At 74.4% G+C, this 16,263-nt stretch carries 11 protein-coding genes; 6 read left to right on the top strand and 5 right to left on the bottom strand.

Annotated elements, in window-relative coordinates; genetic code table 11:
• Positions 1-138: 138 nt before the first annotated feature.
• Both paaK and ACFWU6_RS00845 read left to right on the top strand, forming a co-directional pair.
• Positions 139-1,470, top strand: coding sequence for a phenylacetate--CoA ligase PaaK (gene paaK, locus ACFWU6_RS00840; protein WP_383977140.1), 1,332 nt, complete (start codon positions 139-141; stop codon positions 1,468-1,470).
• Positions 1,471-1,586: 116 nt separating this feature from the next.
• A complete protein-coding gene (locus tag ACFWU6_RS00845; RefSeq protein ID WP_383977142.1) occupies positions 1,587-2,450 on the top strand; it encodes a YhjD/YihY/BrkB family envelope integrity protein in 864 nt (287 codons plus the stop codon).
• A gap of 130 nt (positions 2,451-2,580) precedes the next feature.
• Here ACFWU6_RS00845 and ACFWU6_RS00850 read toward each other — a convergent pair whose 3' ends face one another.
• A complete protein-coding gene (locus tag ACFWU6_RS00850; protein WP_383977145.1) occupies positions 2,581-4,113 on the bottom strand; it encodes a fatty acyl-CoA synthetase in 1,533 nt (510 codons plus the stop codon).
• Between the two features lie 168 nt (positions 4,114-4,281).
• Between ACFWU6_RS00850 and ACFWU6_RS00855 the strand changes: the two genes are divergently transcribed.
• Positions 4,282-6,753, top strand: coding sequence for a penicillin acylase family protein (locus ACFWU6_RS00855; RefSeq protein WP_383977147.1), 2,472 nt, complete (start codon positions 4,282-4,284; stop codon positions 6,751-6,753).
• Positions 6,754-6,820: 67 nt separating this feature from the next.
• Here the strand turns inward: ACFWU6_RS00855 and ACFWU6_RS00860 are convergent, their stop codons facing one another.
• From ACFWU6_RS00860 to ACFWU6_RS00870, 3 genes are all read right to left on the bottom strand, one after another.
• On the bottom strand, positions 6,821-7,960 hold the full coding sequence (locus ACFWU6_RS00860; RefSeq protein WP_383977150.1) for a calcium:proton antiporter: 1,140 nt from the start codon (positions 7,958-7,960) through the stop codon (positions 6,821-6,823).
• Positions 7,961-8,272: 312 nt separating this feature from the next.
• On the bottom strand, positions 8,273-9,829 hold the full coding sequence (locus ACFWU6_RS00865; protein WP_383977153.1) for an acyl-CoA synthetase: 1,557 nt from the start codon (positions 9,827-9,829) through the stop codon (positions 8,273-8,275).
• Between the two features lie 36 nt (positions 9,830-9,865).
• Positions 9,866-10,972 (bottom strand): nitronate monooxygenase, encoded by a 1,107-nt coding sequence (locus ACFWU6_RS00870; RefSeq protein WP_383977156.1) that lies wholly within the window; start codon positions 10,970-10,972, stop codon positions 9,866-9,868.
• A 592-nt stretch (positions 10,973-11,564) separates the two neighbouring features.
• On the opposite strand from ACFWU6_RS00870, the gene ACFWU6_RS00875 reads away from it, so the two are divergent.
• The gene (locus ACFWU6_RS00875; protein WP_383977159.1) at positions 11,565-13,532 is read left to right on the top strand and encodes a serine hydrolase; all 1,968 of its coding nucleotides are present in this window, start codon (positions 11,565-11,567) and stop codon (positions 13,530-13,532) included.
• A 190-nt stretch (positions 13,533-13,722) separates the two neighbouring features.
• Here ACFWU6_RS00875 and ACFWU6_RS00880 read toward each other — a convergent pair whose 3' ends face one another.
• Positions 13,723-14,328 (bottom strand): TetR/AcrR family transcriptional regulator, encoded by a 606-nt coding sequence (locus ACFWU6_RS00880; RefSeq protein ID WP_383977162.1) that lies wholly within the window; start codon positions 14,326-14,328, stop codon positions 13,723-13,725.
• An 86-nt stretch (positions 14,329-14,414) separates the two neighbouring features.
• Between ACFWU6_RS00880 and ACFWU6_RS00885 the strand changes: the two genes are divergently transcribed.
• Together ACFWU6_RS00885 and ACFWU6_RS00890 are read left to right on the top strand one after the other, a co-directional pair.
• Positions 14,415-15,680, top strand: a complete 1,266-nt coding sequence (locus ACFWU6_RS00885; protein WP_383977165.1) for an FAD-dependent monooxygenase — start codon at positions 14,415-14,417, stop codon at positions 15,678-15,680.
• A 118-nt stretch (positions 15,681-15,798) separates the two neighbouring features.
• Positions 15,799-16,248 (top strand): nitroreductase family deazaflavin-dependent oxidoreductase, encoded by a 450-nt coding sequence (locus ACFWU6_RS00890; RefSeq protein ID WP_383977168.1) that lies wholly within the window; start codon positions 15,799-15,801, stop codon positions 16,246-16,248.
• The last annotated feature ends 15 nt before the right edge of the window (positions 16,249-16,263 follow it).

Consider the following 16,263-nt stretch of genomic DNA (forward strand, 5'->3'; position numbering starts at 1 on the left):
AGCGGCACCGGTCCGCCAGTTCACGGCGGTCCGCGCCCCGACTCAGCACGTCGGTCACTCGTTCGAGTCATTGCTTTACCCTGCCAGGTCCGGCAATCTACCGAATGATCGGTCGGTTGTTTCGGACGGGGTGACGACATGACGGCGTACGCGAATCTCCACGACGAGGGCGAGCGGCTCGGCCGCGACGAGCTGGCCGCCCTCCAGCTGAAGCGGCTGCGCGCCGTCCTTCGCCGGGCCTACGACCGGGTGCCCTTCTACCGGCAGGCCTTCGACAAGGCGGGGGTGCACCCGGAGGACTGCCGCTCTCTCGCGGACCTCGCCCTGTTCCCGTTCACCGCCAAGGCCGACCTGCGCGACCAGTACCCCTTCGGGATGTTCGCCGTCCCCCGCTCCGAGGTGCGGCGGATCCACGCCTCCAGCGGCACCACCGGGCGCCCCACCGTGGTGGGCTACACCGACGGGGACCTGTCCACCTGGGCCGATGTCGTCGCCCGGTCCATACGCGCGGCGGGCGGCCGTCCCGGCCAGATCGTCCACGTCTCCTACGGGTACGGGCTGTTCACCGGAGGTCTCGGCGCGCACTACGGCGCCGAACGCCTGGGCTGCACGGTCGTGCCGGCCTCGGGCGGGATGACGGACCGCCAGGTCAGGCTGATCCAGGACTTCCGGCCGGAGGTGATCATGGTGACCCCCTCGTACATGCTCACCCTGCTGGACGAGATGGAGCGCCAGGGAGTCGACCCCCGTTCCACCTCCCTCAGGACGGGCATCTTCGGGGCGGAGCCGTGGACGGAGGAGATGCGCCGGGAGATCGAGGAGCGGCTCGACATCGACGCCCTGGACATCTACGGCCTCTCCGAGGTGATGGGCCCGGGAGTGGCGCAGGAGTGCGTGGAGACCAAGGACGGACTCCACGTCTGGGAGGACCACTTCTATCCGGAGGTGGTCGATCCGCTGACCGGGGCGGTCTTGCCCAAGGGGGAGCCCGGCGAGCTGGTGTTCACCTCCCTCACCAAGGAGGCCATGCCCGTCGTCCGCTACCGCACCCGGGACCTGACACGGCTGCTGCCCGGCACCGCCCGGCCGGCCTTCCGGCGGATGGAGAAGGTGACGGGCCGCACCGACGACATGATCATCCTGCGCGGGGTGAACATGTATCCGACGCAGATCGAGGAGGTCCTGCTCCGGACGCCCGCGCTGGCCCCCCACTTCCAGCTCCGGCTGACCCGGGAGGGCCGGATGGACGCCCTGACCGTACGGGTGGAGGCGCGCCGGGAGGCGGAGGCGGGTCAGCGCCGGGCCGCGGCCGACGCCGTCGTCCGGGCGGTCAAGGAGGGCATCGGCGTCTCCGTCCGGGTGGAGGTGGTCGATCCCGAGACCCTCGAGCGCTCGGTCGGGAAGATCAAGCGATTGATGGACCTCCGCGGGGACCCGAACGGGGCCCCGCCGGAGCAGGCCGGGCCGTAGTACCGACCCGGCGAGGCCGGCGGCAATCGACGTGCCGGGGGGCGAAACCACCCCTTCGGGCCCATTTCGTGGCGGCCCCCGGGAGCCGACGGGTCCTCGCGGGTAGTGCATGAGGCGTGACCTCGATCCTCCGGCGGCTCCACGACCGGCTCCAGGGCTCCCCTGCCGGTCTGGCCTGGAGCCGCGGCCGGGAGATGGAGCTGATGCACCGGGCGATGGGCTTCGCGGCCCTCGGGTTCCTCACGCTGGTGCCGCTGCTGGTCGTCGTGGCGGCCGCGGCGCCCGGCAGCGGCTCGGGCTTCGGCCGCTGGCTCGGCCAGGCCCTCGGAGTGGCGGAGTCCTCGCGGATCCGGGTCGAGATGCTCTTCGGCGCGGCCGACCTCGCGCTGGAGCGGACCACTGCCTTCGGTCTGGCCGCGCTCGCCGTCTTCGGCCTGACCTTCGGATCGGCCGTGCAGACGGGCTACGAGAAGGTCTGGGACCTGCCGACCGCCCGGTGGCACACCATGTGGCGGCACGTCGTCTGGCTCGCCCTGCTGGTCTGCTACCTCGCCCTGCTGGTGGTGATCCCGGCCCCCTCGGACGACGCGGTCGGCACCGTACTGGGCACCCTGGGCGACCTCTTCGGGACCTGCCTGTTCTTCGTGGTCTCGCAGCGGCTGCTGCTCGGGGGCCGGGTCCGCTGGCGCGCCCTGGTGCCGGGGGCGGTGGCGACGAGCGTCGGCCTGCTGGGCCTGCGGCTCTTCTCGCAGTTGGTGTTCTCCCCGCTGATCGCCTCGAACGCGGTGATCTACGGCCCGTTCGGCACCCTGCTGGTCGTCCAGTCCTGGCTGGTCGGCGTCGGCTTCGTGGTCTACGGAGGGTCACTCGTCGGCCGCCTCCTCCATGAGCACCTCACCCTGCGCCGGCTGAGGCTCGAAGGAGTCCTCCCCGGCGCGGACCCGTCGACCAGGGCCCGGGACGCAGGCCGACCGACCTGACCGGACGAAGCCCGCCCGCAACGGCGCCCGGACCGACCCGGGGCCCAGTCGGGCGCACGGGCCGGTCCGGCCGGTCGGGCCCGGACCGGACCGGGCCGGGTGGACCGGGCCGGGCCGGGTGGACCGGGCCTCAGTCCGCCGCGGCCGGGGGCTCCGCGAAGCGGGCCCGCAGTTCCCGCTTGAGGATCTTGCCGCTGGCGTTGCGCGGAAGGCAGTCCACGAAGAGCACCCGCTTGGGCGCCTTGAAATGGGCCAGTTCCTCGCGCGCGTACGCCATCAGCTCCGCCTCCGTCACCTCCCCGCGCGGGACCACCACTGCCGTGACCGCCTCGACACACCGCTCGTCGGGCAGCCCGACCACCGCCGCCTCGGCCACGCCCGGGTGGGCGTAGAGCACGTCCTCCACCTGCCGCGAGGCGACCAGTACGCCGCCCGAGTTGATGACGTCCTTCACCCGGTCCACGACCGTGAAGTAGCCCTCCGCGTCCCGCACAGCGAGGTCCCCCGAGCGGAACCACCCGTCCCGGAAGGCCCTGGCCGTGGCCTGCGGGTCGTGCCAGTACCCGAGGCACAGCTGCGGCGAGCGGTACACCACCTCGCCCGCCGTCCCCGCCGGGACGTCCTTCCCGTCCTCGTCGACCACCCGCGCCTCGACGTGCCGCACGACCCGTCCGCAGGAGTCCGTCCGCCCCTCGTGCTCGTCGGGCCCCAGCACCGTGGCCAGCGGCCCGATCTCGCTCTGCCCGAAGCAGTTGTAGAAGCCGAGCCCCGGCAGCCGGGCGCGCAGCCGCTCCAGGACCGGCACGGGCATGATCGAGGCCCCGTAGTAGGCCTTGCGCAGGCCGCCCAGCTCGCGCCGCGCGAAGTCGGGGTGGCCGGCCAGCGCGATCCACACCGTCGGCGGGGCGAAGAGGCTGTCGGCCCGCCCCGCCTCCACCAAGTCGAAGACCTGCTCCGCGACCGGCGCGTCGAGGATCGTGTTCCGCGCGCCCACCGCCAGGTACGGCAGCAGGAAGACGTGCATCTGAGCCGAGTGGTAGAGCGGCAGCGAGTGGACCGGCCGGTCCTCCTCGGTCAGGTCCAGGGCCTCGATCGCGCTCTCGTAGGCGTGCACGAGGGCCCGGTGCGTCATCATCGCGCCCTTGGGCAGCGCGGTGGTCCCGGAGGTGTAGAGCAGCTGCACCACCCCGTGCTGGTCGCGGTCGGGCTCGAAGGACAGCGGCTCGGCCAGTTCCGCCAGGAAGGAGCCGGGGCCGTCGCGCAGCGGCCGGACCCGGTGTCCGCCGGGAATCCGGCCCGCCAGGCCGGGGTCGGCGAGGACCAGGGCGCTCGTGCAGTCGTCCAGGACGTGCGCCAGGTCCCCGCCGGTGAGGTGCTGGTTGACGGGGACGTGGGTGAGGCCGGCGCGGGCGCAGGCGAGGAAGGCGATGAGGTAGGCGTCCGAGTTGTGGGCGTAGGCGGCGACCCGGTCGCCCTCCTCCAGCCCGTACCGCTCCCGCAGGACGGCGGCGCCGGTGGTGACCGCCGCGTCGAGCTCGGCGTAGGTCCAGGTCCGCTCGCGGTAGCGCAGGGCCTCCCGGTCCGGCACCCGGCGGGCGCTGTCGCGCACGAGCCCGTCGACCGTGTTCCGCCGAACCGGTCGCGCTGTTCCCCGTGGCGTCATGACGCGATCCTTCCCGCTCCCCGGGGCACGGTCAACCACCGGCACCCCCAACGGGATACCAAACGGGATGTTGACAGACCACCGGCTGCCTGCATGAGTGTGGGGGCACCGAAGCACCGCCTGTCCCACGGGCAAGTTCGCCCGCCCACAGGCTACTTGGGAGGTACGTTGCATTTCCGCACCCGCCCGCTCCTGCGTCGCGTCGCCCTCACCGGCGCCGCGATGCTCGCCGCCACGGCCGTGATGCCGCAGGCCGCCGCGTCGGCCGGCCCGGACCACGGCCCGTCCGGCGGCGGCCTGTCCGCCGTCATCCGCTACACCGAGAACGGCATACCGCACATATGGGCCCGGGACTACGCCCATCTCGGCTTCGGGACCGGCTGGGCCCAGGCCGCCGACCAGGTGTGCGTGCTCGCCGACGGGTTCGTGACCGTCGCCGGGGAGCGCTCGCGCTGGTTCGGACCGAACGCGGCGCCCGACGGGTCGCTCTCCTCCGCGGCCGGGAACCTCTCCAGCGACCTGTACTTCAAGGGCGTACGGGAATCCGGCGCCGTGGAGAAGCTGCTGGCCGCGCCCGCCCCGGCCGGCCCCAGCGGGGACCTGAAGGAGCTGATGCGCGGCTGGGCCGCCGGCTACAACGCCTGGCTCGCGCAGAACGAGGTCACGGACCCCGCGTGCAAGGGCGCCGGATGGGTCCGGCCGGTCGGCGCCGTCGACGTGGCCGCCCGCGGCTTCGCCGTCTCGGTCCTCGGCGGGCAGGGGCGCGCCGTGGACGGCATCACGGCGGCGCAGCCGCCCGCGCCGGCCTCCGGGACCGGCTCCACGGCGCCGCCGGGGCAGGGGCCGGGCGCGCGGGGCCCGCAGGGTGAGCGGACCGGTCCGGCGGCCGCCGCCGAGGCGGCCCGCGAGTTCTTCGACACCACCCGCTACGACATGGGCTCCAACGCGGTGGCCTTCGCCGGCTCCACCACGAAGAGCGGCAGCGGTCTGCTGCTCGGCAATCCGCACTACCCGTGGCAGGGCGGGCGCCGCTTCTGGCAGTCGCAGCAGACCATCCCGGGTGAGCTGAACGTCTCGGGCGGCTCGCTGCTGGGCACCACGGTGGTCAACATCGGCTTCAACGAGAGGGTGGCCTGGAGCCACACGGTCGCCACCGGCACTCCGGTCAACCTGCACCAGCTCGTCCTCGATCCGTCCGACCCGACCGCCTACCTGGTCGACGGGAAGCCGGAGAGGATGAGCCGGCGGACCGTCACCGTCCCGGTCGCGGGCGGCGATCCGGTCACCCGCACCCAGTGGTGGACCCGCTTCGGCCCGGTGCTCTCGAACCTCGGCCCCGGCCTGCCGCTGCCGTGGACGGCCGGGACCGCGTACGCGCTGAACGATCCGAACGCGCAGAACCTGCGCGGATCCGACACCGCCCTCGCCATGGGCAGGGCCCGGTCGGTTGCCGGGATCCAGGACGCGCTGCGCCGCACCCAGGGCCTGCCCTGGGTGAACACCGTGGCCGCGGACTCCGCGGGCGGCACCCTCTTCACCCAGTCCCAGGTGCTCCCCCGCATCACCGACGAACTCGCCGCCCGCTGCTCCACCCCGCTCGGGAAGGCCACGTACCCGTCCTCGGGGCTGGCGGTGCTGGACGGTTCACGGGGCGACTGCGCGCTCGGTTCCGACCCGGACGCGGTTCAGCCGGGCGTGTTCGGCCCGGGCAGGGCTCCGACGCTGCGCGACGCCCCGTACGCCGAGAACTCCAACGACAGCGCGTGGCTGGCCAATGCCGACCGGCCGCTGACCGGTTACGAGCGCGTGTGGGGAACGGTCGACACCCCGCGCTCGCTGCGCACGCGGGGCGCGGTCGAGGACGTGTCGGCGATGGCCGCGAAGGGTCGGCTGACGGTGGCCGACCTGCAGAAGCAGCAGTACGCGAACCGGGTGCCGGCCGGTGACCTGGCGGCCGCCGACGCGGCCGCGGCCTGCGCGGCGTTGCCCGGCGGCACGGCGACGGGCAGCAACGGCTCCGCGGTGGACGTGTCGGCGGCCTGCCCGGTGCTGGCGCGCTGGGACCGTACGGCGGACAGCTCCAGCCGGGGCGCACTGCTCTTCGACCGGTTCTGGCGCAAGCTGACGGCGACGACGGCGGCCAGGGACCTGTGGCTGGTGCCGTTCTCGGCGGCCGATCCGGTACGCACGCCGCGTACGCTCAACCGTGCCGCTCCCGGGGTCGCGCGGGCCCTCGCGGACGCGGTCACGGAGCTGAGGGCGGCCGGAACGGCGCTGGACGCCCCGCTCGGCGAGCACCAGTTCGTGGTCCGCTCCGGACAGAAGCTGCCGGTCGGCGGCGGCACGGAGGCGCTCGGCGTCTGGAACAAGATCGAGGCGCCGTGGAACGCGGCGGTCGGCGGCTATCCGGAGGTCGCGCACGGCTCCAGCCACATCCAGGCCGTCGGCTGGGACGGCGGCCGCTGCCCGGTGGCCCGCACCCTGCTGACATACGGCCAGTCGTCGAACCCGAACTCGCCGTACTACGCGGACCAGACGCGGCTGTTCTCGCAGGAGCGCTGGGTGACCTCGCGGTTCTGCGAGCGGGACATCCTCACCTCGCCACGGCTGAAGGTGGTGTGGCCGCGCGAGCGGCGCTGACCCGCGAGCGCCCCCGACCGCGCGAACGCCGCCCGAACCCCGCGACCGGGCCCGGCACGGCACGGCACTAGGGACTGACCGCGAGGAAGAGGAAGGCCGCGAAGACCACGAGGTGGACGCCGCCCTGGAGCAGGGTGGCGCGCCCCGGGGCGATGGTGAGGGCGCTGACCACGATCGTCAGGGCGAGCAGCACCATGTGGATCGGGTCGAGGCCGAGCAGCAGCGGGCCGGAGAGCCAGACCGAGGCCAGCGCGATGGCCGGGATGGTCAGGCCGATGCTGGCGATGGCCGAGCCGTACGCGAGGTTGAGGCTGGTCTGGACGCGGTCGCGGCGGGCTGCGCGGACGGCGGCCAGGGTCTCGGGGAGCAGCACGAGCAGGGCGATGATCACACCGACGACGGCATTGGGCAGTCCGGCGTCGGCGACGGCCGCCTCGATCGTCGGGGAGACCGCCTTGGCGTTGCCGACGACCGCGACGAGTGCGACCAGCAGCAGGCCGAGGCTGATCAACGCGGCGCGGGAGGTGGGGGGCGCGGCGTGGGTCTCGTCCTCGCCGGCGGCAGCGGCGGCTGCCGCCTGCGCCGCTTCCCTGCGGATGCGCTTGGTGTCCACGGGCAGGAAGTAGTCGCGGTGGCGGACCGTCTGGACCGCGACGAAGAGCCCGTAGAGGGCGAGCGAGGCGACGGCGGCGAAGGTCAGCTGGGCGGAGGAGAACTCGGGTCCGGGCTTGGTCGTGGTGAAGGTCGGCAGTACGAGGCTGAGCACCGCGAGGGTCGCGACGGTGGCGAGGGCGGCGCCGGATCCCTCGGCGTTGAAGACGGCGACGCGGTTGCGCAGGGCGCCGACGAGCAGGGACATGCCGACGATGCCGTTGCACGTGATCATGACGGCGGCGAAGACGGTGTCCCGGGCGAGGGAGGCGGTCTTGGGTCCGCCGTCGGCCATCAGGGTGACGATCAGCGCCACTTCGATGACGGTGACGGCGACGGCCAGGACGAGGGAGCCGAAGGGTTCGCCGACCCGGTGCGCGACGACTTCGGCGTGGTGGACGGCCGCCAGCACCGCGCCGGCGAGGCAGAGGGAGACCAGGACCACCGCGAGCGAGGGCAGATCGCGACCCCAGCTGAAGACGAGCGCGACGAGCGCCACCACGGGGACCACGACGGTCCAGTCGGTCAGGGGGGATTTGTGCGTTGCCGTACTCATATGACTCAAGTTGCCAGAACCGATCCGCGCATGCGTCGCATGGCGCGATTCGGGGAGCCTGACGTGGGGATTCCTGCGGTGCGTCCGGGCGCGGCGGGACCGCGGCCGCCCGGTCCGGGCCCGCGCGGACCGACGCCCTCCGGCTGGCGTCCGGGCGTCCGGACGCCCGCCGCCCGACATCCGGCGTCCGGGGTCCGGGGTCCGGGGTCCGGCTCCGGGGTCCGGGGTCCGGCTCCGGGGCCCCGCGTACGAGCCGGGCCCCGGAGAGTGGCGTACGGGCCGTCACATCGCCCGGTCACGGCCGGGTGTCCGTCACATCGCCCGGTCGTGGCCCTCCCAGTACGGATCGCGCAGGCGGCGCTTGTAGAGCTTGCCGTTGGGGTCGCGCGGCATGTTCTCGATGAAGTCGACCGTCCTGGGGCGCTTGTACCCGGCCAGTCGGCGCTCGCAGTGGTGCAGGATCTCCGCGGCGAGGGCGTCGCCCGCCGCGAACCCGTCGGCCGGTTCGATGACGGCCTTGACCTCCTCGCCCCAGTCGGCGTGGGGGATGCCGAAGGCCGCGGCGTCGGCGACGGCCGGGTGGGTGAGGAGCGCCGACTCGATCTCGGCCGGGTAGATGTTGACCCCGCCCGAGATGATCATGTCGATCTTGCGGTCGCGGAGGAAGAGGTAGCCCTCCTCGTCCATCAGCCCGAGGTCGCCCACCGTGAAGAAGTCGCCGATGCGGTTCTTCTTCGTCTTGCCCTCGTCCTTGTGGTAGCTGAAGCCGCCGGTGTTCATCTTGATGTAGACAGTGCCCAGTTCACCGGGCGGGAGCCGGACGCCGTCGTCGTCGAAGACGGCGAGTTCGCTGATGGGCCAGGCCCTGCCGACGGTGCCCGGCCTCTTGAGCCAGTCCTCGGCCGTCGCGAAGGCGCCGCCGCCCTCGCTCGCCGCGTAGTACTCCTCGACGCACCGGCCCCACCAGTCGATCATCGCCCGCTTGACGTGGTCGGGGCAGGGCGCGGCCCCGTGGATGGCGTGCCGCATGGAGGAGACGTCGTACGCGTCCTTCGTCTCCTGCGGGAGCGCGAGGAGCCGGTGGAACTGCGTCGGGACCATGTGGGTGTGGGTGCAGGCGTGGTGGTCGATCAGGCGCAGCATCTCCTGCGGGGTCCACCGGTCCATCAGGACCAGGGGGTGCCCGATGTGGAGGGCGGCGCCCGCGAACTGCAGGACCGCCGTGTGGTAGAGCGGCGAGCACACCAGGTGGACGTTGCCGTCGAAGGGGTGGATGCCGAAGATGCCGAGGAACCCGCCCAGGTACGTCTCCTCCGGGAGCTTGCCGGGCAGCGGGCGGCGGATGCCGCGGGGGCGGCCGGTGGTGCCGGAGGTGTAGTTCATGACCCAGCCGAGGGTGCGCTCCCCGGGGGGCGTTCCGGGCCGGCCGTCGAGGAGTTCGGCGTACGGCCGGAAGCCGGGGACGGCGCCGACGGCGAAGCGGTGGCTCGCGGGGAGGGCCGCCTCGTCGGCCGCGGCGGTGGCGGCGTCCGCGAAGCGCTGGTGGGCGATGAGCACCTTGGCACCGGAGTCGGAGACGATCCAGGCGATCTCCGGGCCGACCAGGTGGTGGTTGACGGGGACGAGGTAGAAGCCGGCCTGGGACGCGGCGAGGTAGGCGGTGAGGAACTCGACGCCGTTGGGCAGGACGACGGCGAAGGCGTCGCCCCGCTCCAGTCCGGCGGCGCGCAGGCCGTGGACCAGGCGGTTGACGGCTGCGTGCAGCCGGCCGGCGGACCATTCCCCGCCTTCGGGGGTCACCAGGACGGTGCGCTCCGGGTCGGCGGCGGCTTGGGCCCAGAAGCCGTTGGGGGGCTGCTTGTCGGTCATGCTGCTGCTCGCTCCTCTCGATCCGGTACCGCCCGCTCAGGCTCGGCCGGCGATGCGGGTGATGCGGTCGACGGCCTTCTCGAATCCGCGGGTGAGGTCGTCGAAGACGGCCTGGACGCTGCGTTCCGCGTTCATCCGGCCGACGATCTGGCCGACGGGGGTGCCCAGCAGCGGCTGGACCTCGTACTTCTGGATGCGCGACACGGCCTCGGCGACGAGCAGGCCCTGCAGCGGCATGGGCAGCGCGCCGGGCCCCTGCGGGTCGTCCCAGGCGTCGGTCCACGCGGTGCGCAGTTGGCGGGCGGGTTTTCCGGTGAGGGCGCGGGAGCGCACGGTGTCCCCGGAGCCGGCGGCGAGGAGCTTCTCGGTGAGGGCCCGGGAGTGGAGGTCGGCTTCGGTGGTGGTGAGCCAGAGGGAGCCGAGCCAGGCGCCCTGGGCGCCGAGGGCGAGTCCGGCGGCGATCTGCTCGCCGCTGCCGATGCCGCCGGCGGCGAGGACGGGCAGCGGGGCAACGGCGTCGACGACCTCGGGGACCAGGACCATGGTGGCGATGTCGCCGGTGTGCCCGCCGGCTTCGTACCCCTGGGCGACGACGATGTCGATGCCGGCCTCGGCGTGGCGGCGGGCGTGTTTGGCGCTGCCGGCGAGGGCGGCGACGAGGACCCCGTGGTCGTGGGCGCGCGCGATGACGTCCGCGGGTGGGGAACCGAGCGCGTTGGCGAGGAGTTTGATGGGGTAGTCGAAGGCGACGTCGAGCTGGTTGCGGGCGACCTGCTCCATCCAGCCGGTGATCCGCCAGCCGGAGGCCTCGCCCTCGGCGAGTTCGGGTACGTGGTGCTTGGCGAGGGTGTCGCGGACGAACTGCCGGTGCCCGGACGGGATCATCGCCTCGATGTCGGCTTCGCTGATGCCGTCGACGGCCTTCTTGGCGGGCATGACGACATCGAGGCCGTAGGGCCTGCCGTCGGTGTGCGCCTGCATCCAGTCGAGGTCGCGCTTGAGGTCGTCGGGCGCGGTGTAGCGGACCGCGCCGAGGACGCCGAAGCCGCCCGCGCGGGTGAGGGCGGCGGCCACGGCCGGGAAGGGCGTGAAGCCGAAGATGGCGTGCTCGACTCCCAGTTTCTTGCTCAGCTCCGTCTCCATGGGCGGCAGGATGCCGCAGCCCGGCAGCCGAGGGAAGGGGTTTTCTGATGCGGCGTCAGATTCTTTGCGGGCCGGTCGGCGCGGAGGTTGGGCGGCGGGTGGGCAGATACCCATGAGCGTGCGGAGCAGCGAGGAATGGGAGGGCCGGGACATGAGCGGTACGGGGGACGGTACGACACGGGGGGCGGGGCGGGGGCGGCCCCGGGGGCGGGGCCTGGGACCGGGGTCGGGACCGGGGCAGGGGCCGGGTCACGGGCCGGAGTCGGGGCCGGGTCACGGCGCGACGGCAGGGCCCGGGGTGGGGGCCGGGGCCGACGCCGCGGCGGCGCTCGGGGCCGCACGCGCGGCCGCCTGCGCGCGCGAGGCAGGCGACGCGGCGCGGTACGTGCACGGAGCCGGAAGCGGACCCCGGGGCACGGCCGGAGCGGACGAGACGGGCCGGGGCCGACTGCCGGGCGCGGCCGGGTCAGGCGAGGCGGGTGGCAGCCGGCTGCCGGGCGGGGGCGGGACGGACGAGGCGAATGGCAGCCGGCTGCCGGGTACGGCGGGGACGGACGAGGCGGGCGGCGGCCGGACCCCGGGTACAGCCGGGATGGATGAGGCGGGCGGCGACCGGCTGCTGGGCACGGCCGGGACGGGCCAGCCGGGCCGCGACCAGCCCCCGGGCACGGCCGGAGCGGACAAGACTGGCCGCGACCAGCCCCCGGGTACGGCCGGGACGGAGGCGGGCGGCGGGCGGCCCCCGGGCGGGGGCGGGGCGGGCGGGGGCGGTGGGTTGAGTCGGCGGTGGCTCGGGGCTCGGCTGCTCGCCCTCGGCGGGGTGCTCGTCCTGCACGCGGCGCTGCCCGGAGCGGCCGGTGCCGCCGGGGCGTCCGGCGGCGCGGCCGAGCGGCGCGCACTCCAGGGGCTGCGGCTGCGGTACGGGTCGGCGCGTCAGGCCGGGCTGCTGGAGGCACATCTGGAGGGGGTCGCGGCCGAGGCCCGGCGGTACCTCGGCCCCTCCCCCGAACGCCCCCACTACGCGGGCGCGGTGGTCCTCGCCGGCCGGGGCCGGACCGTCGCCCTGCACCGCGCCATGGGCGACGCCGTCCGGTACGCCGACTACGACGGCCACACCGACCGGGCCCGGGAGTTCCCGGCGGCCGAGCGGATCGCGATGGCCGAGGACACCGTCTTCGACCTGGCCTCGCTGACGAAGCTGTTCACCTCGATCCTGGCCGTGCAGCAGATGGAACGGGGCCGGCTGGAGCTGGAGGCGCCGGTGCGGCGCCACCTGCCGGAGTTCACGGGCGGCGGAAAGGAGCTGATCACGGTGCGCCAGCTGCTGACGCACACCTCGGGGCTGCGCTCGTGGGCGCCGTTCTACAAGGAGGCCACGCGCGAGGGACAGTTGCGGCTGCTGTGGTCGGTGCGACCGCAGGAGACGCCGGGGACCGTGTACCGGTACTCCGACCTGAACCTCATCACGCTCCAGCTGCTCTTGGAACGGATCACCGGTCGCACTTTGGACGTCCTGCTCCACGACGAGATCACTGCTCCGCTCGGGATGCACCGCACTCGTTACAACCCGCCGCTCTCCTGGCGCCGGGTGACCGCCGCCACCGAGGTGCAGCGCCCCCCGTGGTCCGGCCTGGACCGCGGCCTGGTCTGGGGTGAGGTCCACGACGAGAACGCCCACGCCCTGGGCGGCGTCGCGGGCCACGCCGGCGCCTTCGGGACCGCCTGGGACCTGGCCGTCCTGGCCCGCACCCTGCTCGACGGCGGGGCCTACGCCGGCCGGCGCATCCTGCGCCCCGCCTCCGTCGAGCTGCTCTTCACCGACTACAACACCGCTTTCCCCGGCGACGACCACGGCCTGGGCTTCGAGCTCTACCAGCACTGGTACATGGGCGCGATGGCCACCCCGCACTCGGCTGGCCACACCGGTTTCACCGGCACCTCACTCGTCCTGGACCCCTCCACCGACTCCTTCCTCATCCTCCTCGGCAACTCCGTCCACCCCGTCCGCACCTGGCGCGCGGGCAGTGCGCCGCGGGTGGCCGTCGGAAACCGCTTCGCCCGCGCCGTCCCGGTCCGCACGCGGCACGGCGGCGCGGCCTGGTTCTCCGGCACCGAGCCCGGCGGCTCGGGGACGCTCACCCTGCCGCCGCTCACCCCGGCCACGGCCGGCGCCCGTCTGCGCTGCGCCGTGTGGTGGGACACCGTGCCCGGCGCGGGGGCCTTCCACGTGGAGGTGTCGCCCGACGGGGAGGCCTGGCAGCCGCTGCCGTTCAGCACCGTCCGGTCCACGGGCGGAGCCGCCGAGGAGTGGCCGCACGGTTCCGCAGGCGGCTGGTCCGGCCGCGTCTGGCACCGCCTCGAAGCCCCGCTGACGGCGGCATGGGCCGGCCGGGAGGTACGGCTGCGCTTCCGGCACGCGGCCTCCGGCCGGTACGTCGGGCGGGGGGTCTACGTGGACGTCGTCCGCGTGGCGGAACCGGCCCGCCTCCTCTTCACGGAGGACCGTCCTTCCGACGCGGCCCGCCTGGAGCCCGTCGGCTGGACCCGCTCGGCGGACTGACCGGCGGACCGACCGGCGGACCGACCCGCGGGGCTCCCGAGAGACGGCCCCCTCCGCCGGTTCCCCCGAGCAGCGGCCCCCTACCCGGTCTCCCCCAGGAGCGGGCTCCCACCCGGCCCCCCGAGCAGCGGCCCCCTACCCGGCCTCCTCCGAGACGCGGGCCCTGCCCGACCCCTGAGAGACGCGGAAGCTACCCGGGCCCGTCGAGGACCGCGTCGAGCATCCGGCGTACGACGGAGGCCAGTTCGGCCGGGTCCGGGGTCGGGCGGGAGCGGGCGAGGGCTCCGGCCAGGCGGTCGTAGAGCAGCCCGTCCGTCCAGGCCGCCAGGAGTTCGGCCGCCTCGGCGGGCCGCTGCGAGCCGAGGGCGGCGAGGAGGTCCGCCGCGCGGGACCGCGCGCCCTGCCCCGCCCGGTGGAGCTCCGGCTCCAGCTCCGGGCTCCGGGCGGCCTCCAGGCTGAGCTCGAAGCGGGCCAGTTGGCGCTCGCGCCCCGTCGTGAGCCAGCGGTGCAGCAGTCCCGCGAGCGCCGCCACGGCCGCCTCGCGGTCCGGCGGCGCCGCCGGGTGGGGGTCTCCCCCGTCGAAGTCGGCGAGGTCGAGCTCGGCCAGCCGCCGGTAGCAGGCGCCGATCAGCGCCGTCCTCGTACGGAAGTAGTACGAGGTGCTGCCCGCCGGGAGCCCGGCCGCGCCGTCGACGGCCCGGTGCGTGAGGCCCCGGAGTCCGGCGGCGGCGACGAGGCCGATCGCCGTGTCGGCGATCAGGGTCCGGCGGTCGGCGGGGTGGGAAGGGGTGGACATACCGTCACTCTACAACTGTAGAGTAAGCACATCGGCCTCTACGCTTGTAGAGGATTCGGCAGGCAAGCAGGCACGAGGAGCGGGTCATGACACAGGTGCGACGTCACGCGGTCGTGGCGGGTGCGGGGATCGGCGGTCTCACGGCGGCTCTCGCCCTGCACCACAGCGGCTGGCGGGTCACGGTCTGCGAGCGGGCTCCCGGCCCCGCGGCGGCGGGCGCCGGCATCGTCCTGGCTCCCAACGCCCTGCGCGCCCTCGACACGATCGGCTTCGACGCCGCGCGCGCCGCGGGCCGGGCGGCGCCGGCCGCCATGGGCCTGCGCCGCCCGGACGGCCGCTGGCTGAGCCGGGCCGACACCGCCGCACTGGCGGCCCGGTACGGCCGGCCCCCGCTCGCCGTGCACCGTGCCGCACTCGTGGCCGCCCTGACCGCGGCCCTGCCCGAGGGCGCGGTCCGGTACGCCACTCCCGTCACGGCCGTGGACCACGCCGACACCCGCCCGGTGGTCCGCACCCCGGCCGGCGACCTCCCCGCGGATCTCGTCGTGGCCGCCGACGGCATCCACAGCCCGCTGCGCCACCGGCACTTCCCGGACCACCCCGGCCTGCGCTACAGCGGGGAGACCGCCTGGCGCACGGTCCTGCCCGCGGACGGTGCCGCCGCGGCCCCGGCGGCCGGGACCGCCGGGACCGGCGCCGGGGCCACCGCCGCCGCCTCCGCCGGCGTCCTCGCCGGAGCCGCCACCGCGACCGCCGCCGAGACCTGGGGCCGGGGCCGGCGCTTCGGCGTGGTGCCGCTCGCCGACGGCCGGACCTACGTCTACGCCACGGCCGTCGTCCCCGAGGGCCACCGGCCGGCCGACGTCCGGGCCGAACTCCTGCGCCGCTTCGGCAGCTGGCACGACCCGATCCCGGCACTGCTGGAGCGGATCGACCCGGCGGCCCTGCTCCAGCACGACCTCCACGACCTGGCGGCTCCGCTCCCCCGCTTCCACCGGGGCCGTCTCGCCTGGCTCGGCGACGCGGCCCACGCCATGACCCCCAACCTCGGCCAGGGCGGCTGCCAGGCCGTGGAGGACGCCGCGGTCCTCGCCCACCTGCTGGCCGGAGCCGACGACGCGGACGTACCGGCAGCCCTGGCCGCCTACAGCACGGCCCGCTGTGCGCGCACGGACGCCATCCGGGTCCGGGCCCGCCGCGCCGGCCGGATCGCCGCCCTCACCCACCCCCTGGCGGTGGCCGCCCGCGACCTCGCCGTCCGGGCGACACCGCCCCGGGCCGCACGGCGGGCGCTGGACGAACTCTTCGACGGGTTCACCCTCCCGGGCGTTCCGGCGGAGCGCACGGCATAAACGACGTGACCGGGGGCGTTGGCACTCGTTGGTGAGCTTCGTTGACCGTCCAACACGAAGGCGTTCAACACGAAGGCGTTCAACGAAGTCCCTTCAACACGAAGGCAGGCGGAACCGCATGACGAGCGACATCGACTGGGACCACCCGAACGACCCCCCGGAGGGCACCTGGCAGCGGGACCACGTGAAGTTGTACGCGGGCTCGAACGGAGCGGAGGGCCAGTACTGGAACGGCACCCAGACCCTCCTGCTCACCACCGTCGGCCGGGTCTCCGGCGCGCCCGTGCGGACGCCGCTCATCTACGGCGAGCACGACGGCCGGCACCTGGTCGTCGCGTCCAAGGGCGGCGACCCCGCGCACCCGCTCTGGTACCGGAACCTGACCGAGCACCCCGAAGTCCGCATCCAGGTCGGCCCGAGAATCCTCCAGGGCACGGCCCGGACCGCCACCCCCGAAGAGCGGGCCGTGTACTGGCCGATCATGGTGGGGCACTGGCCGGCGTACGACGAATACCAGGCCAAGACGGACCGCGAGATCCCGATCGTGGTCATCGAAGCGCTCGCGTAGGCCGCCCGGAGGTCC

It is taken from the genome of Streptomyces sp. NPDC058674, from assembly GCF_042716505.1.
Lineage (GTDB): Bacteria > Actinomycetota > Actinomycetes > Streptomycetales > Streptomycetaceae > Streptomyces.